The organism is Paenibacillus sp. JSM ZJ436 (assembly GCF_044383795.1).
Lineage (GTDB): Bacteria > Bacillota > Bacilli > Paenibacillales > Paenibacillaceae > Paenibacillus_AQ > Paenibacillus_AQ algicola.
Genome location: NZ_JBISEO010000004.1, coordinates 240,678 through 264,604, shown reverse-complemented (window position 1 = coordinate 264,604; position 23,927 = coordinate 240,678). Strand labels below are relative to the sequence as shown.

The window sequence follows — 23,927 nt, the reverse complement described above, 5'->3', positions numbered from 1 at the left end:
AGTTCACTTTCCGTTTTTCACTGCTTGAATCAACTTGTCCGGAATGGAATGAAGCGGGAGCACATGACTCGCGCAGCCCAGCTCAACGGCGGAACGAGGCATACCATAGACAACACAGGTCTCTTCACTTTCAGCTATGGTTGAAGACACACCCGAGTCATACAGCATTTTCATTGCCTTGGCTCCGTCACTGCCCATACCGGTCATCAATACGGCGTGACGCTTTATATGTTGAAAAGGGAGCAGTGATTCAAACAGGACATCAACCGATGGGCGGTGGCCGTTTACCTGCTCTTCCTGAGAAACCCTGATGATCCATTCTCCGCCGGCCGACTGCACAATACGAATGTGATGTCCCCCCGGTGCAACATATGCACAGCCTTGCTTTAGAACCATCCCCTGCTCGGCTTCCTGCACATGTAACGAGCTGAATGTGTTTAAACGTGCAGCCAGCGATTTTGTAAACTTAGGCGGCATATGCTGTACAATAACGACCGGTGCCGGGAAATTCGCCGGAAGCCGCTCTAGCAGCGCCCTCAAAGCTCTCGGTCCACCGGTAGAGCAGCCAACTGCAACAATATGCTCCAGGGCCGGACTTGTCTGATGTGCCTTATGCTGACTCCCTGTATCGCGTTCTAGCACAGGCTCAACCGGTCTACTTTGATGCCCCCGGTCCTTGCTTGTCGTCTCCGGGGCTGCGGCTGGGTCAGCCTGCTGCGTCGGTTTCGGCTTGCTTCGCTTGAAGTGATCGCGGCCAGCGTTAGTGCTCACATTACGCTCAGCAGCTTCACGGGCCTCAGCAGGCTTCCGTACTGCTTGACCTTTCGGCGTTGATGCAATGTCTTTCAGGTTGCCGGCTCCTCGCCGTTGCTCGCTCTGCGCCTTATCTTGCCGGTCCTTCCCGGAAATACCAGGACCTGCATCCCTAGATGGTAATGTCCCGGTGGCTTTCCGTGAAGATTGCGTCCGAGGCTCACCGGATTCCTTTACCTTCTGCTCCTCTTCCCAAAGCGCTCTTCGCTCTTTAGCCTGAATCGCTGCGCTGAGCTGCTTGTTCAGCTCCTTGGCCACATTATTGATGTCCTGGTCATGCACGACAGAAGGCTTGCGTATGAAATCAAATGCGCCGGACTCCAATGCCAGGATGGTTTCCTTCATTCCCTGCTCGTTAATGCCGGACAGCATTATGACAGGCTTTGGCTGTTCCTGCATAATGCGCTTTAGCGCTTCCAGCCCGTTCATTTCCGGCATTTCAACATCCATGGTAATGAGATCAGGATTCAGCTCTCTTACTTTCTCTAAAGCCTCAATCCCGTTGGTAGCCGTTCCGACGACCTGAAATCGGGAATCCTTTTGGATCAAATCCGTAATAATTTGTCTCATGAATTTGGAATCATCAACCACCAGCACACGAAAAGGCCTCATAGATGTCTACACCTCAGTTATATTCGTCCGCATGATACGGCTATTTTCGTTTAAGAAAACGCTGCACGAAACCCTTGACACCCTTATGGACAGCGTCGCTGCCCTTGAATGGCACAGCGGCATAATTCGCCGCCAGGCGTTCAATGTCCCTGGATGCCTCGCTTTTCGGATATCCGACCAGAAAGGGAACCTGCCGTTTCACAGACCTGGATACGGACTGGTCATCACGGACATATCCCAGAAGAGAAATATCCAGCTGCAGAAACCGTTTCGCAGTCAAAATGATTTTGCTGGACGTTTCCTGGGCTTCCTGAGCATCCCCTGCCCGGTTAATCATTAAGGTAAAGGGAACTTCCGGATGATTATTATGAACCACCTTGATCAAGGCATAAGCGTCCGTAACCGACGTGGGCTCCGGTGTCGTCACGACCAGACATTGATCCGCAGCCGTAATAAAATTAATGTTCTCCCGGGATAACCCTGCTCCCGTATCAAACAGAATATAATCCAAATCACTGGCCAGCGCTTCCATCTGCTGAATAAAGCGGCTAACATCCTTATCGGTCATTGCAAACATATCTGCGATGCCCGAGCCTCCGGCGATAAATGGCAGGCCATAGGGTCCGTGATGAATCACCTCTGCAAGACTCTTCTCCTGGCGCAGCACGTGATACACGTTATACCTTGAGGAAACGCCCATGAGAACGTCAATGTTCGCCATGCCAAGATCTGCATCAAAAATTAACACTTTCTTGCCCAGCTGCTGCAGTGCCAGCGCAAAATTCAAAGTAAAGTTCGATTTGCCTACTCCGCCCTTCCCGCTGCAAACAGTAATGAATCGGGCTGAACGCGGAACCGCAGTCATGTCTGCAGGGGCCTGTGATGTAGCTAACTGCCGCAGCGCTTCTGCCTGGTCGCTCATGCGGGAGTCTCCCCGAACAGCATCCTAGCCAGCATATTCTTATCCGGCATCAGCAGATCATCCGGTACATTCTGTCCGTTCGTCATGTAGGATAGCTGAACCGGGAAAGAGGATAACAGATTATAGATGGCTCCGCAGCTTCCCGTTTCGTCGAGCTTTGTAAATATCACCTTATCGAGTCCATACTTGATGAAATGACCTGTAATGTGCTCCATGTCCTCACTTTTTGATGTCAAGCTGAGCACAAGATAAGTTTCACTTTCATGATCTTCAGGAAGCAGGCTGTGCAGCTCGGAGACGAACAGCTCACTCCGGTAATTCCGTCCTGCCGTATCCATGAGAATCAGATCACACGCCTTCAGATTTTCCAGTGCCCTCTGCATGTCTTCAGAAGTCTGAACTACCTCGATCGGCAAATTGAGGATTGAAGCGTAGGTCTTCAGCTGCTCTACCGCCGAAATTCGGTACGTATCCGCTGTAATAAAGCCAACCTTTCGCCGATATTTAAACATTTGCTCCGCTGCCAGCTTGGCGATTGTGGTCGTCTTTCCGACCCCCGTCGGGCCAGCCACATAAACAATACGGGTATCCGGCTGAATCCCCCCGCCGATTCTACCTTCTAGAAAGCTGGCGGCCTGAGAAATAAACAAGTCTCTTAATTCCTCTGCACTCAGCTCACCGCCAGCTTCATTCCATTTCATGACGGCTTCTTCAACCCATAATTGGCAAATTGCCGGTGTGAGGCCCTGTCCGATCAAGCTGTCACGGATGGAGGCGATTCCGTCCGGAAGCACCTCCTTGGCTGCCGTTTGGCGGGACAGACGTGCAATCCAATCCTTCATTTCCCGAATTTCATCAAATAGCTTCTGCTCCGCTGCACTTCGATTAAAGGATGGCTCTCCTTCAGTGCTCCACGCTTCAAATTTGGCCGAAGCGATATCTGAACGAGATCCCGTGGTGTTCAGAGCTCCTGCCGCCGTTTCCGCAGCTGCACTTGATTTGCTTTCGTCCTCACGTTTCAAGTGTTTATCTGCTCTTGGGGCTTGAGGCTCGCTTTGCTGAGGCGTCTTTGCTTTGCTATCCAGCTCCTCCGGCGATTTCAGACCTTCAGCGTTCACCCTGGCTGATGTCTTGTAGACGCTGGCTGCAGCCTGCCGGGGAATGTGAGGCTTTGGCGCAATGGCTGCCGCCTCAGCTTCGCGCTGATCTCCATCTGGCTTGACTGCCTTAGGCTGAGCCTTCTCTGTTTTAACGGTCTCATTTTTCTCTACAGCTGCGATGACCTCAATTTTTCGACTTGTAAACATACCGAGGAAGCCGCCCACTTTAATTTCTTTGGAGCTAAGAATGACAGCATCACTGCCCAGGTCTTTCCGAATGCTTAGCATGGCTTCCGGCATGGTGTCCACGATATACTTTCTCACTCTCATAAGTTCACCACTCCGACACTCTGAATTTCTACGTTGGGCTCAAGCTCACTATAAGAAAGCACCGGGATATCCTGCATGCTGCGCTCAATGACCTGCCGAAGATACATCCGGATTCCTGGAGAGGTCAAAAGGATTGGCTGCTGTCCCATTTGAATAATGCGGTTCACCTGTTCACTCAGCTTCTGGAAAATACTCTGCGTCGCAGCCGGGTCCATTGCAATGTAGCTTCCCTGCTCTGTCTGCTGTACGCTTTCTGCGATTTTCCTCTCCAGCGCCGGCCCCACGGTGATCACACGCATGGCTTCACCTTCCCGAACGTACTGCTGGGTGATTTGTCGCGATAATGCCTGTCGGACATACTCTGTTAAGACGTCTGGGTCCTTCGAATACTGTCCTGAATCCGCCAAGGTTTCGAAGATCGTTACCAGATCCCGAATTGAAATCTTCTCCTTGAGCAGCTTCGCAAGCACCTTCTGTACATCCCCCACAGAAAGAATCGAAGGAATGAGCTCGTCCACCAGCACCGGATAGGTTTCGCGAAGATTGTCAATCAGTGATTTCGTTTCCTGACGTCCAATCAGCTCGTGCGCGTGACGTTTAATCAGCTCTGTCAGATGAGTCGCCACTACCGAAGGAGGATCTACAACCGTATATCCGGCAAGCTCAGCGCGTTCCTTTGCCGCCTCATCAATCCAGAGTGCTGGAAGGCCGAAGGCCGGCTCCATCGTCTCAATGCCTGTCACCATATCATCCTCGTAGCCGGGGCTCATCGCTAGATAATGGTTCAGCAGCAATTCACCGCCGCCCACGGTATTCCCCTTGATCTTGATGACGTATTCATTCGGCTTGAGCTGTATATTGTCCCGAATCCGAATGACAGGAACAACCAGTCCCATTTCTAATGCGCATTGTCTCCGGATCATAATAATACGATCCAGCAGGTCTCCTCCCTGCTGGGTATCTGCCAGCGGGATCAATCCGTATCCAAATTCAAACTCAATCGGGTCGATCTGCAGCAGGTTAATGACACTTTCCGGACTGCGGACCTCTTCAATCTGCTGTTCTTCCTCTAGCTGCTCCACCTCTACCTGCTTACGATCCAGGCTGCTCTGCATCGTTCGAGCGGCGATAAACAAAACGAAAGCAATAGGCAAGGTTGTAATCAAATGGATTGGGGTCAGCAGTCCCAAGAGGGCAACCGTTCCGGCAACGATGTACAGCAGCTTAGGGTAAGAGAGAAGCTGACCTGCCAGGTCATCAGACAGGTTTCCATCGGAGGAGGCTCTGGTTACAATCAGGCCCGCTGCTGTTGAAATCAGTAATGCCGGAATCTGGCTGACCAAGCCGTCGCCAATGGTCAGGATGGAGTACGTGCTCATGGCCTCTCCAAAGGCCATACCGTGAATGGACATCCCGATAATAAAGCCGCCGATCAGATTGATGAGCAGGATAATAATAGAGGCAATGGCATCACCTTTTACAAATTTACTGGCACCGTCCATTGCTCCATAAAAGTCTGCCTCTCGTTCAACCTTCTGCCTGCGTTCTCTGGCCTGTGATTCATTGATCATCCCGGCATTCAGATCCGCATCAATACTCATCTGCTTGCCTGGCATCGCATCCAGCGTAAAGCGGGCTGCTACCTCGGCTACCCGCTCCGAGCCTTTTGTGATCACGATAAACTGAACCACAACCAGAATCAGAAAAACGACGAAGCCAATCGCAATCTGTCCGCCGGCAATCCAGCTTCCGAACGTCGATACCACTTCACCGGCCTCTCCTTCCGACAGGATCAGCTTGGTTGTGGATACATTCAGAGAAAGCCGGAACAAGGTTGTAATCAAAAGCAATGAAGGAAAGATGGAAAATTCCAGCGCTTCTTTGGTATTCATTGCAACTAACAAAATGATCAGGGCCAGTGAGATGTTGATCACGAGGAGCACATCTAAAAGCCAGTCCGGAATGGGAAGAATCATCATAAGCACGATTCCGATGACACCCACTAAAACCGATAAATCCTTCACCTTCACTGCTGCCGGCCTCCGTTCCCTGCTTTAATTCGCCTTGCCTTTAAGCTTGTATACATATGCCAGCACTTCAGCTACGGCCTGAAACAAGTCACCCGGTATGGCGTCGCCGATCTCAGTCCGTTGAAATAATGCCCGTGCAAGCGGTTTGTTCTCCATCGTCATCACGCCATGATTCTTGGCAATTTCTTTGATCTTCAATGCCATGTAATCCTGTCCTTTGGCAAGCACCTGCGGTGCTTCCATGCTGGAGCCGTCATACTTCAGTGCTACAGCAAAGTGGGTCGGGTTCGTAATGATGACGTCCGCCTTTGGAATCTCCTGCATCATTCGCTGCAGTGCCATCCGCCGCTGACGTTCCCGGATCTTTCCCTTGATTAAGGGATCGCCTTCCATCTTTTTATACTCGTCTTTGATGTCCTGCTTGGACATGCGGATGTTCTTTTCGTAATCGTATTTCTGATACATATAATCGAAGACCGCCAGAACGAGTAAGCCGGCCCCGATCTTAATCCCCAGCCAAAGCGTAACATCGGCTGTAAAATGTAGTATTTGTCCCGGACTGGTAGTGGCCAGCTTGGACAGGTCTTCCTTCGCACTCCAAAGTGAGGTGTATACAAGGTATCCGATAATGGCCAGCTTGAGTATGGATTTGGAGAATTCAACCAATGAGCGAAGCGAGAATATATTCTTGAACCCTTTAATGGGATCCAGCTTGTTCAGCTTCATCTTCAATGGCTCTCCCGTAAGCAGAAACCCGACCTGCATGTAGTTTACAATGATCGCAATAACCAGCACGCTAATAAATATCGGAGCCACGAGAATCAGAATTTGTATGCCATACTCTCCCAGAAGCATGACTACATTATCTGTAGTAACCGCCATCTCCAGACGATTGATGAATACATCCGTAAACAGCCGGACCAGATGATTCTGAATATAGCCTCCGAAAAAAATAAGGCAAATGAACGCAGCAAGCAGGATGGAAGCGCCGGAAAGCTCCATACTTTTAGCAACCTGTCCTTTTTTACGTGTTTCCTGCCTCTTTTTCGGCGTGGCCTTCTCGGTCTTCTCCCCCGCGAACAGCTGAAGATCCATCTCAAATCTCAATTGTATTCCTCGCTTTCCCCTGCCGCTATTCCGGCCTTTGCCCGAGAACACCAAGCAGTCCCTGCAGCGCCCTGAACAGCTTGTCGAACAGATGATCAAACAGCGTCACCATTCCAGGCATTAAAAGAAAGAGCATGCCCAAACCAACCAGTATCTTGACAATAATTCCAATGACAAACACGTTAAACTGCGGCGCCGTTCTTGCCAGAAAGCCCAATCCCAGATCCGTTAAGAATAAAGATACGACAATCGGAGCCGACATCTGCAGCGCCAGTGAAAATGAATACGAAAAGGTCTTGATCAAAAATTCCGAAGTGCTGCCGTCCTCAAATTTGAAAAACACATTTCCCGTTACAGGCACCCACTCATAGCTGTACATAATAGCATCCAGTAAATAGTGGTGGCCGTTCATGCTCAGAAATACCAGAATGGCCAGCATATACTTAAAGTTGCCGATCAGTGGCGAGGATACGCCTGATACAGGATCAATCACATTCGCCATTGCAAAGCCAATCTGGATATCAATCAATGCTCCTGCCGTCTGTACGACGGCAAACATCAGGTAGGCCGTAAAGCCCAGCAGCAGTCCGATCAGCACCTCTTGAAGGATCAGCAAGATGTAGGACATATTGTCTGTCACTGCCTGACTTAAGCCAAACGAAAGATAAACAAGCAGCGTGACAATAAACGACAAGCCCAGCTTATGGGTGGTCGGCACCGTTCGTGAAGAATAGACCGGAGCGACCACAAAAAATGCTGTTATTCGACAAAACATAAGCATAAAAACGGGAACACTTTGCTCTAACCATTCCATGGACATTCAGCCTATCCGATATATTTGTAGAGATTGTCCAGAATCCCAAACGTGAAATCCACCAATGTGGTTAAGATCCAGGGCCCAAATATGAGCAAGGCCAGCAGAACCACGATAATTTTGGGAACAAAGGCCAGGGTTTGCTCCTGAATCTGTGTTGTTGCTTGGAAGATACTGATAGCCAGACCCGCCAAAAGGGCAAGGATCAGCATCGGCGCACTCACCTTCAAAACGGTGTACACAGCCTGACCGGCTAAGCCGATAATAAATTCAGCATTCACGGTTTGTCCTCCTGATCATTATTTCTGCTGCCTGCAGCTATGTGTTGAAGCTCATCAGCAAGGACTTTACAACCAGATACCAGCCGTCTACCAGCACAAACAGTAAAATTTTGAAGGGTAATGAGATCATGACCGGTGGCAGCATCATCATCCCCATGGCCATAAGAACGCTGGCTACGACAATATCAATGACCAGAAACGGAATAAAAATCATAAAGCCCATTTGAAACCCGGTTTTTAGCTCACTGATCGCAAAGGCAGGGACAAGAACAGTCAAAGGGATGTCCTCGTACGTTTCCGGTTTATCTTCACCGGTATATTTCATAAACAGTAAAAGATCCTTTTCACGTGTATGAGCAAACATAAACTGCTTAATGGGATCCTCTGCTCTCTCCAAGGCTTCGCTTTGCGTAATTTCTCCCTGCAGATAGGGCTGCAGTGCCTGCTCGTTCATTGTTGAGAACGTAGGCGCCATGATAAACAGTGTGAAGAATAAAGCAAGCCCGATGAGAACCTGATTCGGCGGTGTCATCTGTGTACCCAGGGAAGTACGGACAAACCCGAGGACAATGACAATCCGTGTAAAGCTCGTCATCAGCACCAGAATGGCTGGAGCGACACTTAGCACGGTGATTAGCAGGATCAGGGACAGTGCACTTGTGCCGGGCTGCTCGGCTTCTCCGCCGATTTGAATATCAATATTCGGAATGGGATCCGCCAAGACGGGAGTGGCCCAGGCCGCACCGACAAGGAGGATCAGTAGCATCAGACTAGCAATTCGTTTGTTCATGAATCCTTTTGATCCTCCCGCAGCAATTCTTCGACCTTTTGTTTCCGGTTCGGTACATTGCGCAGCTTGGATTCAAACACTTCATGAAATGATGAAGTATCCTCAAGTTCAACATCCTCCGGAGGACGATTCTTTTTTAGCTTGGCAGCAAAATTGCTGATGAACGGAGGCATGGTGCCCGCCGCGCGATGCTGTTCCTGTTCCATTGCTGCCCTTAACCGTGCCACCTCATCAGGGTCGGTGATCTTGTCGAGCAGTGACAGATCCTCACCGACACCGACAACATAAATGCTCTCTCCCACCTCAATGACCTGGACAGATTTGTTCGGCCCCATTCCCAAGGCACCTAATGTCTTGATAGAGCGTCCTTTCATCCAGCTTTGATTCTTCCGGCCTAAATAGCGGAACAGTGTAATAATGAGGAACACAATGATGGCAAGCACAACGAATACGTAGAACAATTGCAGATAAAAGCCCGACGTATCCGGTCTTGGTATATCGGATGACAACGGCATGTCTTACACGCCAAGCGTTTTGTTAATCGCTTCAATCACCCGATCAGCCTGGAATGGCTTCACAATAAAGTCCTTTGCACCCGCCTGAATGGCATCAATAACCATGGCCTGCTGACCCATTGCCGAGCACATAATGACTTTCGCATTGGGATCATTCTTCTTGATTTCTTTCAATGCCGCAATACCGTCCATTTCAGGCATTGTAATGTCCATTGTGATAAGATCCGGACGCAGCTCCTTGAACTTCTCAATTGCTTGCGCGCCGTCCTGCGCCTCTCCTACCACTTCGAACCCATTTTTGGTCAAAATGTCACGAATCATCATTCTCATAAATGCAGCGTCGTCCACGATTAGAATTCGATTAGCCATTGATTTAAAATCCTCCCTAAATGTGTGCTATTGTAATTTTTGTATTCGGTCCCATTGGCTTACGATATCTGTCACACGGACGCCAAAGTTCTCGTCAATCACGACGACCTCGCCTTTAGCAATCAGCTTGTTGTTCACCAGGATGTCTACAGGCTCTCCCGCAAGCTTGTCCAGCTCAATAATAGAGCCTTGTGACATTTCCAAGATATCCTTAATTTGCTTCTGGGTCCTTCCTAATTCTACGGTGACTTTAAGAGGAATGTCCATCAGTAAGTTCAAATTGTTTTCATCGGCTGGGCCAAAAGGTGCATTTTGCAAATTAGCGAACTGCACCGGCTGCACATTCACATTCCGGTTTGGTACTCCTCCAAAATGCTGCGGGGCCTGAGGATAAGGCATTTGCGGCTGACCATACGGTGCTTGTCCATATCCTGGCTGGCCGTACGGCGACTGCACATATGGTGGCTGGCCGTAGCCTGGTTGACCCGGCATCTCTGCACCCGGCATCCCTTGACCGTATCCATAGCCTGGCGCAGGCTGTCCTGGCGGCGCCAGATCTGGCTGCGGAGGCTGTGCTGGGGCAGCTGGGGCTTGAGCAGCAGGAGCGGCTTCAGCAGCAGCTGGCTCTTCAGCCTCAGCTTCACCGCCATTCATAAGAATGTTCACCATATCCTTAGCGAATTGTACCGGGAGAAGCTGCATGATGGTGGAGTCGATCAAATCCCCGATAATAAGCCGGAAGGAAATTTTGATCAATGTCTCATCCCCCGGCAGATTGCTGACGCCATCTCCATTCGACATGTTCAGGATATCAATTCCCGGTGGAGAAATATTGACGAACCGGTTGAAAATGGTGGACATGCTCGTGGCTGACGAGCCCATCATCTGGTTCATCGCTTCTTGAACGGCACTGATATGAATCTCATTCAGCTCTTCATCCTGAGGTGCCCCTTCTCCTCCCAGCATAAGATCTGCAATGATCTGAGCATCTCTTGTCTTGATCACCAGCGAATTTATTCCTTCAAAGCCATCTACATAAGTGACGTGGACCGCAACATGAGGCTTCGGAAACTCCGCTTCGAACTGATCTCTTGTAATAATCGATACCTTTGGTGTGGTAATATCCACCTTTTTGCCCAGCAGTGTGGACAAGGCCGTAGCCGCGCTGCCAAATGTGATATTTCCGATCTCGCCTAAAGCATCCTGTTCAAGCGGTGTCAGCACATCATCCACACTCAGCGGGGAGGATGGAGTCGAAGACATTCCTGATTGCTGCAGCAGGGCGTCAATCTCTTCCTGGGATAAATAATCTTTACTCGTCAAATTCTTCATCTCCTTCGCTGACGATTTCATCAATCTGCACCGCAATCCGGTCCTTTAAGGTGCCCGGGCTTCCCAAAAATTTCACCTTGTCACCGACCTTGATCGACAGACCGTTATGGACAGGCTTGTTCAGCGTAATCACATCACCGGTACTCAATCCCAAGAATTCGGATATCGTAATTCGCGATTCGCCCAGCTCGGCAATAATCGGAAGCTCGGCTTTATTTACGCGTGCCTTTAATGCATTTACCTCTTCGGGATCCCTGACCTTCTTCTCTGATGTAAACCATTGATGAACAGAGAGCTTGGACATGATAGGCTCTAGTACCACATGCGGAATACAAAGGTTAATCATCCCGGAGGTATCTCCTATTTTGGTACTCAGCGAGATCAAGGCAATCGTCTCGTTCGGTGATACAATCTGCATGAACTGCGGGTTGGTTTCCATAGCCTCCAGACGCGGTGAAATATCAAGCACGGTCTTCCAGGCCTCCTGCAGACTTTCAAAAGCACGACTGAAAATCCGTTCCATAATAATCGTTTCAATTTCAGTCAAAGATGTAATTTTGGATGGTGCACTTCCCGATCCGCCTAAGAGGCGATCCAGCATGGCATAGGCGATGTTGGGGTGAACCTCCAGCACCATCCGCCCTTCCAGCGGCTCCGCTTCGAATATATTCAGGACCGTCATTTTGGGAATGGACCGGATGAACTCATCATAAGGGAGCTGCTCCACCTGAACGACATTTATCTGGACAAATGTGCGCAGCTGGGCTGAAAAATAGGTCGTCAGATAACGAGCAAAATTCTCATGGATCCGTGTCAGGCTTCGGATATGATCCTTCGAAAATCGCACGGCGCGTTTAAAGTCATAGGAGCGGACTTTTTTCTGCGTATCTTCTTTTTTCAGCTCATCTGCATCCATTTCACCGGACGAGAGTGCAGCCAGGAGGGCGTCAATTTCATTTTGCGATAATACGTCCACCAATTACCTCACCCCCTTATGTGCAAGCTGTGGATGCTCATTTTAAATGCCAGTGACCAGCTTGTTCGTAACGTCCACTTGCACGACTTCACCTTGCTTCACATTCTTGTTAATTTCGTCCTGCAATACTTTGGTGAGCTGCTCGACTCCTTTAGAATCTTTCAAGCTTTCCGGCTTGGTATCCATCAGAGTCTTAATAATGATCGGCTTGATGCGAATTTCCTTGATCTTATCAAAGTCTTCCTTCGCCTTCTTGTCACTCAGCTGAAAAGCGAAGCTGATCTTCGCAATATAGCTGGGATCGGACATATTCGTCGTAATATCCACCAGCTCCGAAGTTACCTCGACAATTTCATCTGCCGTCATTACAGGCTCCTCCTGCTTCATCGGAGCCGCTTGCTTGTCATCCCCACCCAGCAGCTTGTCAGATAATAAAAAGACGACTAACACAATCAAAGTGATGGATACCAATATGGTAATGAGCCAGGGAAGCATTTTTTTCATGGGGATTCCTCCGTCTGATGCTGCACTTTAATGGATGCCTGCTGCATGCCGATCTCCTTGTGAAAAGCCTTGATGGACTGGATTACTTCAGGCGCTTTCTCCAGCACAATTAGTCTTTTGCCGGTTGTCAGCGTAATGTAGGTGTCCGGCGTTTCCTCCACCATCTCGATCAGCAGCGCATTCAGCCACATTTGTGAACCGTTTAATCTTGTTACCAGGATCATTGAAAGCCTCCTCCAGATCATCAGGGGGGAACAAGCCCCCCTTTAGTCATTCAATGCTTAACGCTTCAGGTTAACAACTTCCTGCAGTACCTCATCCGAAGTTGTAATGATCCGGGAATTTGCCTGGAATCCACGCTGGGCCACGATCATTTCCGTAAATTCGCCCGTCAGGTCCACATTGGACATCTCAAGCTGGCCGGCAACAATAGCACCCGTTCCGTTCTCTTCACTGTTAGCTGCAAGGCCCATGGCTTCTGCGTCTCCGTCTTCACCCAGTGCATTTGCATTTACGCGGTAGAGGTTCCCTCCGACCTTTTCCAGAGCAGAAGGATTCGCAACCTTAGCTACGCCAATCTGAACCGCGTCACCGTCTCCGCCTTGCGTCAGAATAGATCCGTCGAGTCCGATCGAGAAGCTGGTTACTTCCGCTCCCAGTACAATCGGTGCGCCATCAATATCACAGACGAACATCCCGTCGGAAGTAACCAGAGCCCGGTTACCGTCCAGCATAAAGTTACCGGCACGTGTCAGGAACGGGACTTCCTGATCTTCACTCATCTTGACCATGAAAAATCCGTCACCGTCGATACGAAGATCCGTCGGATTGTTCGTTGTCTGCGCGCTGCCCGGAGTGTGCACGGTATCAATGGAGCCAATCGTGACACCCAAACCGATTTGCTTGGCGTTGACGCCGCCCTGTTCCCCTTCAACCGGAGCAGTGACACCGGAAACCGTTTGGCTCAAAATATCCTTAAACATCACGCGGCTGGCTTTAAAGCCCACCGTGTTTACGTTCGCGATATTGTTACCGATCACGTCCAGCTTGGTTTGAAATCCTCTCATCCCGGATACGCCTGAATACATTGATCTCAGCATGTTTATTTATCCTCCTTATGAAGACCGCTTCTGTCGATCCACGGTCTATGGCTTCCTTGCGGGCCAGCCGTTTAATAATTATGAAATGATGACCGCACTATCAATTTGTGTAAACACATTGTCCTTCATGGCCTTGCCATCCATCGCCGTCACCACCGTACGATTATGCACGTTCACAATAAATGCCATGTCTCTGAGCAGAATCAGTGATTCTTTGCTGCCTTTGGCTGCTGCCTGCTCAACTGCGGTGCTGATCTGAGCCAGCTGGTCGCTCTGAAGCTGAATGCCTCGCTGCTCCATTCGCTTGGCAGCATGCTGACTGATTTTGATCTGATTCTCTCTTAGAAGCTCCTTGAACACCCCGTTCTCTGCAGAGCTGCCTGGCAGAGAAGACTGTCTTTTGTTGTGTAGCGAAGCAGGATGAAGGGAGCCTGGATACATCGATCCAATGGTTATCCGGTCATTCATATTTCAGTACCGTCAGCAGGCTGTTGAGAATCCGCTGTATTATCACTGTAGCTCCCGTCATCTTCAGCCAGCTGAATATCCTCATTGCTGCTCTCACCCGGCGCTGGTGTTGGCGTCTCTGGTGATGGGGAAGGGGCTGATGCCGGTGCGTTCTCGATCTGTACGATGTGCTCCAGCGCAATCTCTGCCGCTCCGATACTTGCGTAATGCATGCCTCCCCGGATGAGGATCGAGTCCACGATGCCTGATTTCACGGAAGAGTTTCCGCTTTGATCCACCGCAATCCAGCTTACCTTTTGCCCGATTAGACCGGACGCACTGCCAAGAGACTGCCTCATATCGGTCAACTGGGATGAGATATTCATAAGCTGCTCCAAGGATGTGAATTGGGCCATCTGGGCAATAAATTCCTTATCCTGCATGGGCTGCATAGGATCCTGATAACGAAGCTGCGCAATCAAAATACTCAGAAATTGATCCTTGCCCATCGTGCTCGTATCTTCGGCCTTGCCGGCCTGCTGGATATTGCTTGGCGAATAATGAGGCCATACTGCTTGATTGATGTAGCCTGAGGCCATAATTGTGTTCACCTCCGTGTTCTAAGCTTTAGCCTGGAAGCCACCTTCCCAGCCTAACTGGCTGAGTTGCTCCGCTTCGGCCCTCCACTCGTTCCATTCCTCGGTCAGCTCTGCGGTGAGTAAAGCGTCGTCAGTCGTCGTATCGGCTTCTTTGGAGCGTCTGCCCGGCTGCTGCTGTCCTGAACCCGACTGTCTGCCGTCCTGCATATGAAATTGCGACGTGGAAGTCTGGCTGTTCTGAGTAACCTCCAGCTTCTCAACCTGCAGGCCTTGTCCCAGCAATGCCGTACGCAGCTGGGTCATTTGCTGGTCAAGCAGTTCCCTGGCTTCAGCGCTGTGAGTCATAAACTGCGCCACCAGCTGGCCGTTTTGCATCATTATTTTGATGTCGACCTTGCCCAGATGCTCTGGATTCAAAGAGATTCTGGCTTCAGTGAAGCCCTGCTGCTTGATAAATTCCAGCTTGTTTACCGTAAACTGGGTCATTTCCCTTGCAAATTGATGCACTGGAATCGGTTCTGTCGTCTTGATCGGCGTGCTGCCTCCCGAACGGATAGCCAGCTGTCCGGCTGTTAATACTTCCGGCTCTGGCAGCAGCTCAGAAAATTCTGACTGTTCTTCCATAAGCGGCAGTGTTGTCGATACATTTGCTTTGATAGAAACCTCAGAGAATTCTTGCTTCGTGAACTTGCCGCGGACCGCAGCATGAAGCATCTCTTCATATCCCTTAAACAAATTGCGCAACTGGGAGCTGAACTCCTCTGCAGCCTCTGGCTTTACCTTGAGCTGAGAAAGCTGCGTCAGTACGTCCTGAACGGCAAAGCGTATCGTTTCTTTATGTGCAGCCAGCGCCGGCAGTTGAATCAGGGATTCCTCGGTTGATGTCCAAGTAGAACTAACCGAGCCTGTTGATCCTTGCTCTTGCTGCATGGATTGAAGGCGTTGGATGACCAGCTGAGCTGTAGCCAGCCAGGCCTGCAGCTCCTGTAGCAGGTCTGAATTTTCTTCTAATGCCTGCTCCAGCTGTTCCAAATGAGGGGCCTGAGTGTATTGCAGTGCCCTTTCTAACAGATCCAGCTCCTGGCTTCCGGCAAGCCTCAGGTCCTTTAACGCATCTGCCAGACTCCCGGAAGTACGAAGCAGCTCGGCCAGCCTGCTATTATCACTCTCTATAAAGAGTGTACTCTCTCCCGCGGCAATCCGATCAGAGCCTTCAGCCGGCGTGCTGCGTAACAACGCAAGCAGCGGATTCAAGCCATTGCCGCTGACATCGGCAGGCATCGATTTCTTGCTGCCTTCCGCACCCATTTGGAGATTTAAAGCCTCGCCGAACATCCCGAGCAGTACACCTTGCCCCTGTTGACCCGCTTCAGAGCCTTTGCCTATCGGACTGGAGGATGCACCGGATGAGGCCGTTAGCTTTTGAAAGATTAATGACATGTATTATTCACCTCCTTTCCCATGGCTTTCCCGGGATAAAAAACTACTGGGCACCCATCAGACGATTCAGGATTCTGGCAGCCATTTCAGGCTCAGCGCCAGACAGCTCATCCAGAATTTTGGCTCTGGCTGCATCATCGACGGATTTAAGGATCGTAATCGCTTTGTCAGGTGTAATCTTGTAGGTCTGAATCAGCAGCTCTGCAGCGCTCTTGGGCGCCATTCTGGAGAAGGTCTGGCTTAGCTCCTTTTGATCCAGACTGCTTCGCTGGCTTTCCGATGCATCCTGCTCTTCTTTAGCTAGACGGGATTGCAGCGCCGCGATCGCTTGATCCCTCGCCGGCTTTGCATCCTTTAATAGCATGGTTGCATCCGCTGCGGTTTGAGGGTTCATTTTTTCCAAAATCGCCGCTCGTGGATCATTCTTCATGGCTCCCAGGATGAGCACCATTTCCTCTTTCGTCAAGCTCTCGATAATGGGAGCTGCTTTGCTGGGGCTCATGCCAGCATACATTTTAGCCAGGTCACTAATCTGCTGGAAATAGAGATCCTCTGTTTCCTCTGTCGCAGCCTCATTCTGGGCTGCATCTAGCTGTGCCTGCAGCTCCGCAGCTTTGGTCTCCTGGGAGTTCTTCTGACTGGTCATTTCTTCAAGCTCCTGCTCCCGTTCGGCCAGCTGCTGCTTCAGAGCCTCCAATTCCTTTGCCGTGCTATCTTCCTTGTCCTGGGCAGCTGCTTCTTCTGGGGTTAGCTCCGGGCCCGGTATCCAATCCTTCACGATAGGAATTTTGTTTCCTAAATTCATTGCACTATTGCGAAAATCAATGTTAAACAGCGTGAGCAGAACGCCCACCAAAACGATTGTGAACATAATCGGGATCAGGAACAGCAGGCTTTTCTCCAAGCCTCCGCTTGATTCCTCTTGATCCAGCGGCATATCCTTGCGAGCCATTAATGTTATCCTCCTCTGCGGGCTAAGGATGCGTTCATTCGAAAAACGCCTCCGTTCTAGCGGCTTTGGACCGTATAACGGACTGTAGCCAGCTCGTCCAGCTCATTTTGTTCCCGCAGGAGACTTTCGTGCCGGAACTTCTCAAGTGATTTTTCTCTTGCTTTCATCCAGACCTTTTCATCCAGCATTTTCTCGGTCAGCTTTCCCTGCTTATGCTTCACGTTGCTGTGGGCCTGCTCAATATCCGTATTCTTCTGCTCGATGAGGGTGTCCAGATACTCTGCATAAGACTGCAGGCGGCACATTTCCGAGATCGGAGTACTTTTCTGGGCTGCTTGTTGAAGGGAATGGCCAATCTCGTCCCGCTTCTGAAGCAGCTGATGCAGATTTTGCTCCTGCGCCTTCAATTCTCCAATTGCCGCAGACAGCATCCACTCGGCCTGTGCCTTCTCATTGCCTTTAAGATCTACGATTTTTTGAAATGCATAGTGAAACCTCATGAATCATCGTCATCTCCTTGAAAATTCAGCAATTAGACGCTCCTGCACCTTTTCCAGACTTACCTTTTCATTGACTTTCTGCTTCGTAAAATTCCAAATCTGATGGATCATATTTATAGCCTCGTCAATCTCCGCATTAGAGCCTGGCTGGTAAGCTCCGATGTTGATCAGATCCTCGGAATTTTTGTATACGGCCATCAGCCGTTTTACGTTCTCGGCCGCTTCCAGCTGGTCCTCGTGTGCAATATCCTTCATGACACGGCTGATGCTCGCCAGCACATCAATCGCTGGGAAATGCCCTTTGTTAGCAATGCTGCGGTTCAGCACAATATGTCCATCCAAAATGCCGCGGACAGCATCAGCAATCGGTTCATTCATATCATCGCCGTCAACAAGCACCGTGTAAAAAGCAGTAATCGAGCCGCTTGGACCTGTACCGGCGCGTTCCAGCAGCTTTGGCAGGCTGGCAAACACGGACGGGGTGTATCCCCGCATTGCCGGAGGCTCGCCAACCGCTAACCCGACTTCACGCTGTGCCATTGCATAACGGGTGACCGAATCCATCATTAGCATGACATTTAAGCCGCGGTCCCTGAAATATTCAGCAATGGTCGTTGCAATCAATGCGCCCTTGATCCGAATGAGCGCCGGCTGATCCGAGGTGGCTACGATGACTACCGAACGCTTCAAGCCCTCTGGTCCCAGGTCGCGCTCGATAAAGTCAAGCACCTCTCTGCCCCGCTCACCGATTAGAGCAATGACGTTTACATCTGCGGAGGTGTTTCGGGCAATCATTCCCATCAAGGTGCTCTTTCCGACCCCTGAGCCGGCAAAAATCCCGACCCGCTGCCCTTTACCGACCGTGAGAAGGCCGTCAATTGCTCTCACCCCGATGCTGATCGGCTCTTGCACACGCGGACGATTTAATGGATTCTGAGGAATATTATTGGTAGAGCTGTGAGACATTCGAGCCGGCAGCACAGAGCCGTCTAAAGGCTGTCCCAGTCCGTCCAACACTTTACCTAACAGCTCCGATCCCACTTGAACATTAAGCGGCTTGCCGGTGCCAACAACATCACAGCCGGGACCAATCGAATGCAGATCCCCCAAAGGCATCAGCAGCACCTTATTATCACGAAACCCTACGACTTCGGCCTGCAGCGGTTTGCTCTGCTTGGAGGGATAGATGTAGCACACCTCGCCAATACTTGCATCCGGGCCTTCCGATTCCAGCATCAAGCCGATAACCTGAGTCACCTTACCGTTGATCCGTACAGGATCCACATGCTGCAGATGATCTTTATAACGACTGCTGTCCAGCTTACTCATCGGCAGCTCTCCGCTGCGTATCATCTAGGGAGATCCGAATTAATTCCTTTTTGATCTCGGACAGCTGTGTATCAATTCTGGCATCGACACTGCCGAAGGATGACCTGATCACACATCCCAAATCCTTTACAGTGGAGTCCGGCAGCACCTGAAGCTCCGCCTGGGAGTCGACGCTTAATGCAAGCTCCTCCCGGGCGGCGTGAACGAATGCGAACTGGGAAGGAGCCACACAGAGCGAAATCATCCCTTTCTCCTTCTTGCGGGCCAAGTTCTTTCGAATTAGCTTCAGCACGAAATCAGGCTCCAATGTCAATTGGTGATCGACAATCTTCTCGGCGACCGAGCAGCTGAGCTCTACAAGAAACGGCTCGGCTTCCTGAATCAGCTCTTCCTTGGCTGAATAAGCTTGGCTCAAGACGCCCTGGGCTTCCTGGGCTGCTTGCTGCAGGAGCTCATTCATCTCCTGCTGAGCCTTAAGCACCCCCGCCTCATAGCCTTGTTGGAAGCCTTCCGCGCGAGCACCCTCTGCGATGCTTTCGTCCTGGCTTCGACGCTCTTCCCACCAGACAGCAATTTGCTCCTGCGCCTGGGAAAGCAGTTGCTCCGCAGCCTCTGCAGCCTCCCTGATTTGACGCTCGGCAAACTCCTTCGCATCCTGCAGCATTTCCTGCTTAGCCAATTGAGCCGATTCCAAGGTGTGCTGTACTTCGGGCTGGAGCTCACTTTGAAATGCTGCTGGCTCTCTCTCTTCCAGCTCTGTCGAAGCGTACTTCCGGGACAAATCCAGCTCTTTCAACATATCAATCGGCATGTACTGAGAAGGCTTGATCAAATTAGACAATGATGTCATCTCCTCCACCACGGGCGATGATAATTTCTCCAGCTTCCTCCAGTCTGCGGATCGTGCTTACGATGCGCGTCTGCGCCTCTTCAACGTCACGCAAACGCACAGGACCCATATATTCCATCTCTTCCTTGAACGTTTCCGCCATCCGTTTGGACATATTCCGGAAAATAACATCGCGCACTTCCTCGCTTGCCACCTTCAGTGCCAGCTGCAGATCCGCATTCTCGATATCGCGGATGATACGCTGAATCGAGCGGTTGTCCACATTGACAATATCCTCAAAGACAAACATCCGTTTCTTGATCTCTTCCGCCAACTCCGGATCTTGAATTTCCAGCGCATCGAGAATCGTTCTTTCGGTTCCCCGATCGACTCCATTCAAAATCTGAACGATTGATTCAATACCGCCGGCGCTCGTGTAATCCTGCGTGACGGTTGATGACAGCTTCTGCTCCAGCACTCGCTCAACCTGAGCAATGACCTCGGGCGAGGTGCTATCCATGATCGCAACCCGGCGGGCAACCTCTGCCTGCTTGTCCTGCGGCAATGCCGATAGAATCGAAGCAGCCTGCTCAAACTGGAGGTACGACAGCACCAGAGCAATCGTTTGAGCATTTTCGTTCTGTATAAAGTTGAGAATTTGGCTCGGGTCTGCTTTTCTCGCAAAATCAAACGGACGGACCTGCAGGGTCGCGGTCAGCCTGTTGATAACCTCCCGCGCTTTTTCACTTCCCAAAGCCTTCTCCAGAATTTCTTTTGCATACGTGATGCCGCCTTGAGAAATATACTCCTGGGCAAGACAGATCTGGTGAAACTCCGACATAATGAGCTCTTTCTCGCCACCGTCTACCTTGCGGACATTCGCAATTTCCAGAGTAAGCTGTTCGATCTCATCATCTCTCAGATGCTTGAAGATTTGGGCGGATACCTCCGGCCCGAGTGTAATCAACAGGATGGCAGCCTTTTGCCTGCCGCTTAACATGGGATTCGTAACTCTGGACAATGCTTCCACTCCTATTCCTCAGCAAGCCACGTGCGAAGTAAATTGACGAATTCGTCCGGCTTCTTTTTCGCCAGAGTTTCCAGCTGCTTGCGAACCTGGCTGTCGTTCGTGACGCTTTCCAGATTAATGGAAGGCAATTCGGTAATCGGAGGAAGCTCCAGTTCCTCTTCTTCGTCCTGCGCTCTTCGTCTTCGAACCATAAAGATAATTCCTCCGGCCAGCAAAGCGGCTGCCGCCAGGGCTGCTCCCCAAATGATCGGATTCGAAAGAAGAGACTCGGATTCTTCAGCCAAGCTGTTATCTGTAACCTGAGACACGACCGAAACTTTTTTAGCCAAATCAGCGTCTGTATAAGCAAGGCTCGAATCCGCTAACGAGGCTCTGACGATATTGATTAATATGTTCTCAATCGCCCCGCGCGTAGCTTCATCCAAATTTTCTTCGCCGCCCGGTGGTTCAACGGACACATTAATGGTTAAATCTCTTACAGAATAAGGACTGGAGATTACGTCTCTGGTAATTCGGTTGACGTCATAATTGATGGTGCTTGAGCTTTCTTCCGAATTACTCTCGCCGCTTGAAGAATCACTGGGATATCCTGAAATTTCTTCCTCGCCTACCCCTGCAACACCGCCAGTAGGATTGCTAGTACCGGAATAGTTTTTCTGGATTTCCTGCACACTGATTTCGATCCCCTTCATTTCTTCTTCATTGACCGGCGTAACTAAATTTTCCTTGCTCTGAATCTGATCAAAGTTCAGTGTGGACATGACGAGCACGTTGACCTTATTCGGACCCATGTACTGGGATAAAAATTGCTGCACGTTCTGGCGTACATTGTTCTCAAACTGCTTCTGCAGTGCGAAGTTTTCTTCGACTTTGCCAATCAATCCACCTTGACCGCCTTTGGCAGTAGCGAGCAGCTCTACTTCATCATTTGTAATTGTGATGTTCTCAACCGGTAAATTCGGCACTGAGGTTCTGACGAGATTATAATAGCTGTCAATCATTTCCTGAATAGGGCGGTAGCCCGGCTTGAAAGTCATGACCACAGAAGCTGTTGCTTTCTCACGGTCGGCTTGAGATGCAAAGAGACTCTCTTTAGGAAGATTCAATAGGACTGTAGCGTCATGTACTCCGCTCATCTTCCGGAGCATGCGCTCTATCTCGCCATTTAGAGCATTTACATATTTCACTTCGAACTCATTATCCGTCATCCCAATTGCGGAAGAGTTCTGTTCGAACGTTTCTAGTCCGATCGTCCCGTTCTGTACGAGACCTTGAGAACCTACATCAATCTGAACGCGAGTTGCATCCTTGCTCGGAACGGAGAGCGTTGTGCCGTCAGGTCCCAGCTGATAAGGAATGCTTTGCGAATCCAGATGACTCATAATTCCGGCTGCATCTGCAGCATCCAGGTCTCGGAAGGCCACTTCGTATTCCGTCTTCGAGAACCTTATGGTTAATGCGACAATCGCAATCAGGATAAAGACGATTGTCGATACAAGCATGATTTTTTGCTTGCTGCTAAATTGATTCCAATAACCGGAAGCTTTCTCCCGGTACTGGGTTAATCGCTCATTCACATTGTCACCTCATCACAGTCATTGCTGAAGCTTACATTTGCGTACGCATAATCTCCTGATAGGCCTCTACTACTTTGTTTCGGACCTGAGTGGTGAGCTGTACGCTCAGCAAAGCCTGTTGGGCGGAAATCATCGTCTGATCCACGCTCACCTGCCCGGTGATCATCTTGTCACTCATGAGGCGTGCACTTTTCTCCTGCGCGGACACGGACTGAATCGCTTCCTGCAAATATGCACCAAACTGCTGAATGGAATCTGAAGGTGTAGCTGCGGGCTTGGCCAAGGATGATGCCTGCAAAGGCAAGCTCCCGGGATTGAACATAGTATTCTGGATCAAAATGGTTCCTCCTGTCGCATGTTATGTAACAAAATCTTATCTTCCAATTTCAAGTGCCTTCATCACCATGGCTTTTGTCGCATTCAATGCTGTTACATTGGCCTCATAGGATCGGCTTGCAGAAATCAGGTCAACCATCTCTCTAGTAATATCTACGTTAGGCATAAAGACATAGCCCTCCGCATTCGCATCGGGATGTCCCGGATTGTATACGGGCTTAAGCGGGGCTTGATCCTCACGGATCTGACTGACCTTCACCCCTTGCACCGGCTGGTTGCTGCCATTCATCTTGGCCTGAAGCATGGCGTCAAAGCTCTGCTTCATCGGCTCCATAACGACGGTTTTACGGCGGTATGGCACGGACACACCATTCTCAACCTTGGCCCGGGTCGTTTCCGCATTAGCAATGTTCGAGGAGATGACATCCATCCGGAACCGCTGGGCCGTCAAGGCCGAAGCGCTGATGTTAAAGCTTCCTGTGAAGTTCAAATGACCTATCTCCCTTCTACTGCTGCGCGCATTAATCGAATTTGGTCGTTTACTGCCTGTACATAAGAGTTATATCTAAGTTGATTTTCGGCCAATAAAGACATTTCCCGATCAATATCGACATTATTGCCATTATTGTTCATTGCACTGGATTGATCCATTTGAAGGTTAGAGCTCGGGAGCTTGCTGCTTGGGCCGATCACAAAATGACGCGGATCGGTTCTTTTACCTGTTAGACTTGTTTTCATTCCGCTCATTTCCATTTTCAAAATACTCTCGAAGGCTACCTCGGAACGCTTGAAATGAGGCGTGTCCACATTCGCGATATTGTTGGTAATAACCACATTTCTAGCGTTTGCTGCGTCCAAACCACCCTGCAGTCGTTGAAAGCTGCTGCTCCCTAACAAGTTCACCAGACCCATCCTCTCTTCATAGTCGTTGCACAACCAATTCAACATCTTTACCTAAAATCCTCTTTATTCGACAAAAAAAATAATTCACCTGTGTCAACCTGGGACTTTAGTTGAAAAAGACAACATGCTGTCACCTAAACTAAGTTTCTTAAACATTGGAACTTTTTACAATAAGAAAAAAGCCCTATCTTTTACCACAAAGAAGGGCTTAGGATTCATTTTCACGCATTTTTATCCTAAATTATTGAAATTACTGTTAGAATCTGAGTATTTTTGACACGAATCAGACCTGCCAAATTTCCAATTTACTACATGGCCAGCGACGTAGTACTGGCTAAATGACATACTCGAGAGTACGTTTATGTTCTAAATTTCCTGGGTCAAATGGCG

At 49.9% G+C, this 23,927-nt stretch carries 27 protein-coding genes; all 27 read right to left on the bottom strand.

The genetic code is table 11. From position 1 onward, the window contains the following. Positions 1–3: 3 nt before the first annotated feature. Entirely contained in the window at positions 4–1,425 is a 1,422-nt protein-coding gene (locus ACH6EH_RS07690; RefSeq protein WP_397331848.1) for a protein-glutamate methylesterase/protein-glutamine glutaminase, read from the bottom strand. Between the two features lie 40 nt (positions 1,426–1,465). Further along, on the bottom strand, positions 1,466–2,347 hold the full coding sequence (locus tag ACH6EH_RS07685) for a MinD/ParA family protein (RefSeq protein ID WP_397331847.1): 882 nt from the start codon (positions 2,345–2,347) through the stop codon (positions 1,466–1,468). Further along, a complete protein-coding gene (gene flhF / locus ACH6EH_RS07680; protein ID WP_397331846.1) occupies positions 2,344–3,777 on the bottom strand; it encodes a flagellar biosynthesis GTPase FlhF in 1,434 nt (477 codons plus the stop codon). Before flhF ends, ACH6EH_RS07685 begins: the two co-directional genes overlap by 4 nt. Further along, positions 3,774–5,807: a flagellar biosynthesis protein FlhA gene (flhA, locus tag ACH6EH_RS07675; protein WP_397331845.1), complete on the bottom strand. Its 2,034-nt coding sequence runs from the start codon at positions 5,805–5,807 to the stop codon at positions 3,774–3,776. Before flhA ends, flhF begins: the two co-directional genes overlap by 4 nt. 24 nt (positions 5,808–5,831) lie before the next feature. Further along, a complete protein-coding gene (flhB, locus tag ACH6EH_RS07670; RefSeq protein WP_397331907.1) occupies positions 5,832–6,902 on the bottom strand; it encodes a flagellar biosynthesis protein FlhB in 1,071 nt (356 codons plus the stop codon). Positions 6,903–6,939: 37 nt separating this feature from the next. Then, the gene (gene fliR, locus ACH6EH_RS07665) at positions 6,940–7,728 is read right to left on the bottom strand and encodes a flagellar biosynthetic protein FliR (RefSeq protein WP_397331844.1); all 789 of its coding nucleotides are present in this window, start codon (positions 7,726–7,728) and stop codon (positions 6,940–6,942) included. Between the two features lie 11 nt (positions 7,729–7,739). Beyond that, positions 7,740–8,009, bottom strand: a complete 270-nt coding sequence (gene fliQ, locus ACH6EH_RS07660) for a flagellar biosynthesis protein FliQ (protein ID WP_138226114.1) — start codon at positions 8,007–8,009, stop codon at positions 7,740–7,742. A gap of 37 nt (positions 8,010–8,046) precedes the next feature. Continuing rightward, positions 8,047–8,799 (bottom strand): flagellar type III secretion system pore protein FliP, encoded by a 753-nt coding sequence (gene fliP / locus ACH6EH_RS07655; protein WP_397331843.1) that lies wholly within the window; start codon positions 8,797–8,799, stop codon positions 8,047–8,049. Further along, positions 8,796–9,314 (bottom strand): FliO/MopB family protein, encoded by a 519-nt coding sequence (locus tag ACH6EH_RS07650; protein ID WP_397331842.1) that lies wholly within the window; start codon positions 9,312–9,314, stop codon positions 8,796–8,798. The genes fliP and ACH6EH_RS07650 overlap by 4 nt, the downstream gene beginning before the upstream one ends. A gap of 3 nt (positions 9,315–9,317) precedes the next feature. Further along, a complete protein-coding gene (locus tag ACH6EH_RS07645; RefSeq protein WP_138226117.1) occupies positions 9,318–9,683 on the bottom strand; it encodes a response regulator in 366 nt (121 codons plus the stop codon). A 27-nt stretch (positions 9,684–9,710) separates the two neighbouring features. After that, on the bottom strand, positions 9,711–11,006 hold the full coding sequence (fliY, locus tag ACH6EH_RS07640) for a flagellar motor switch phosphatase FliY (RefSeq protein ID WP_138226118.1): 1,296 nt from the start codon (positions 11,004–11,006) through the stop codon (positions 9,711–9,713). After that, the gene (fliM, locus tag ACH6EH_RS07635; RefSeq protein ID WP_397331840.1) at positions 10,996–11,994 is read right to left on the bottom strand and encodes a flagellar motor switch protein FliM; all 999 of its coding nucleotides are present in this window, start codon (positions 11,992–11,994) and stop codon (positions 10,996–10,998) included. Before fliM ends, fliY begins: the two co-directional genes overlap by 11 nt. A gap of 39 nt (positions 11,995–12,033) precedes the next feature. Continuing rightward, positions 12,034–12,495: a flagellar basal body-associated FliL family protein gene (locus tag ACH6EH_RS07630; protein WP_208204453.1), complete on the bottom strand. Its 462-nt coding sequence runs from the start codon at positions 12,493–12,495 to the stop codon at positions 12,034–12,036. Then, positions 12,492–12,719 (bottom strand): flagellar FlbD family protein, encoded by a 228-nt coding sequence (locus tag ACH6EH_RS07625; protein WP_397331839.1) that lies wholly within the window; start codon positions 12,717–12,719, stop codon positions 12,492–12,494. The genes ACH6EH_RS07630 and ACH6EH_RS07625 overlap by 4 nt, the downstream gene beginning before the upstream one ends. A 57-nt stretch (positions 12,720–12,776) precedes the next feature. Then, positions 12,777–13,595, bottom strand: coding sequence for a flagellar basal body rod protein FlgG (flgG, locus tag ACH6EH_RS07620; protein WP_138226122.1), 819 nt, complete (start codon positions 13,593–13,595; stop codon positions 12,777–12,779). Between the two features lie 78 nt (positions 13,596–13,673). Continuing rightward, positions 13,674–14,063 carry a TIGR02530 family flagellar biosynthesis protein gene (locus ACH6EH_RS07615; protein WP_397331838.1) on the bottom strand — a complete coding sequence of 130 codons (390 nt, stop codon included), beginning with the start codon at positions 14,061–14,063 and terminating at the stop codon, positions 13,674–13,676. After that, complete coding sequence (locus ACH6EH_RS07610) at positions 14,060–14,641, bottom strand: flagellar hook capping FlgD N-terminal domain-containing protein (protein ID WP_138227785.1); 582 nt, start codon at positions 14,639–14,641, stop codon at positions 14,060–14,062. The genes ACH6EH_RS07615 and ACH6EH_RS07610 overlap by 4 nt, the downstream gene beginning before the upstream one ends. Before the next feature lie 21 nt (positions 14,642–14,662). Further along, positions 14,663–16,081 (bottom strand): flagellar hook-length control protein FliK, encoded by a 1,419-nt coding sequence (locus tag ACH6EH_RS07605; RefSeq protein ID WP_397331837.1) that lies wholly within the window; start codon positions 16,079–16,081, stop codon positions 14,663–14,665. A 43-nt stretch (positions 16,082–16,124) separates the two neighbouring features. After that, positions 16,125–17,033, bottom strand: a complete 909-nt coding sequence (locus tag ACH6EH_RS07600) for a MotE family protein (RefSeq protein ID WP_397331836.1) — start codon at positions 17,031–17,033, stop codon at positions 16,125–16,127. A 56-nt stretch (positions 17,034–17,089) separates the two neighbouring features. Beyond that, a complete protein-coding gene (gene fliJ, locus ACH6EH_RS07595) occupies positions 17,090–17,533 on the bottom strand; it encodes a flagellar export protein FliJ (RefSeq protein ID WP_138226126.1) in 444 nt (147 codons plus the stop codon). Between the two features lie 9 nt (positions 17,534–17,542). Next, entirely contained in the window at positions 17,543–18,862 is a 1,320-nt protein-coding gene (gene fliI, locus ACH6EH_RS07590) for a flagellar protein export ATPase FliI (protein WP_397331835.1), read from the bottom strand. Further along, the gene (locus ACH6EH_RS07585) at positions 18,855–19,703 is read right to left on the bottom strand and encodes a FliH/SctL family protein (RefSeq protein WP_397331833.1); all 849 of its coding nucleotides are present in this window, start codon (positions 19,701–19,703) and stop codon (positions 18,855–18,857) included. The genes fliI and ACH6EH_RS07585 overlap by 8 nt, the downstream gene beginning before the upstream one ends. Beyond that, positions 19,696–20,691, bottom strand: a complete 996-nt coding sequence (gene fliG, locus ACH6EH_RS07580; RefSeq protein ID WP_397331832.1) for a flagellar motor switch protein FliG — start codon at positions 20,689–20,691, stop codon at positions 19,696–19,698. Before fliG ends, ACH6EH_RS07585 begins: the two co-directional genes overlap by 8 nt. Before the next feature lie 32 nt (positions 20,692–20,723). Further along, positions 20,724–22,298: a flagellar basal-body MS-ring/collar protein FliF gene (gene fliF / locus ACH6EH_RS07575; protein ID WP_397331831.1), complete on the bottom strand. Its 1,575-nt coding sequence runs from the start codon at positions 22,296–22,298 to the stop codon at positions 20,724–20,726. Positions 22,299–22,329: 31 nt separating this feature from the next. Beyond that, positions 22,330–22,635, bottom strand: coding sequence for a flagellar hook-basal body complex protein FliE (gene fliE / locus ACH6EH_RS07570; RefSeq protein ID WP_397331829.1), 306 nt, complete (start codon positions 22,633–22,635; stop codon positions 22,330–22,332). A 36-nt stretch (positions 22,636–22,671) separates the two neighbouring features. Further along, the gene (flgC, locus tag ACH6EH_RS07565; RefSeq protein WP_397331828.1) at positions 22,672–23,124 is read right to left on the bottom strand and encodes a flagellar basal body rod protein FlgC; all 453 of its coding nucleotides are present in this window, start codon (positions 23,122–23,124) and stop codon (positions 22,672–22,674) included. A gap of 5 nt (positions 23,125–23,129) precedes the next feature. Continuing rightward, positions 23,130–23,537, bottom strand: a complete 408-nt coding sequence (gene flgB / locus ACH6EH_RS07560; RefSeq protein WP_397331906.1) for a flagellar basal body rod protein FlgB — start codon at positions 23,535–23,537, stop codon at positions 23,130–23,132. Between the last annotated feature and the right edge of the window lie 390 nt (positions 23,538–23,927).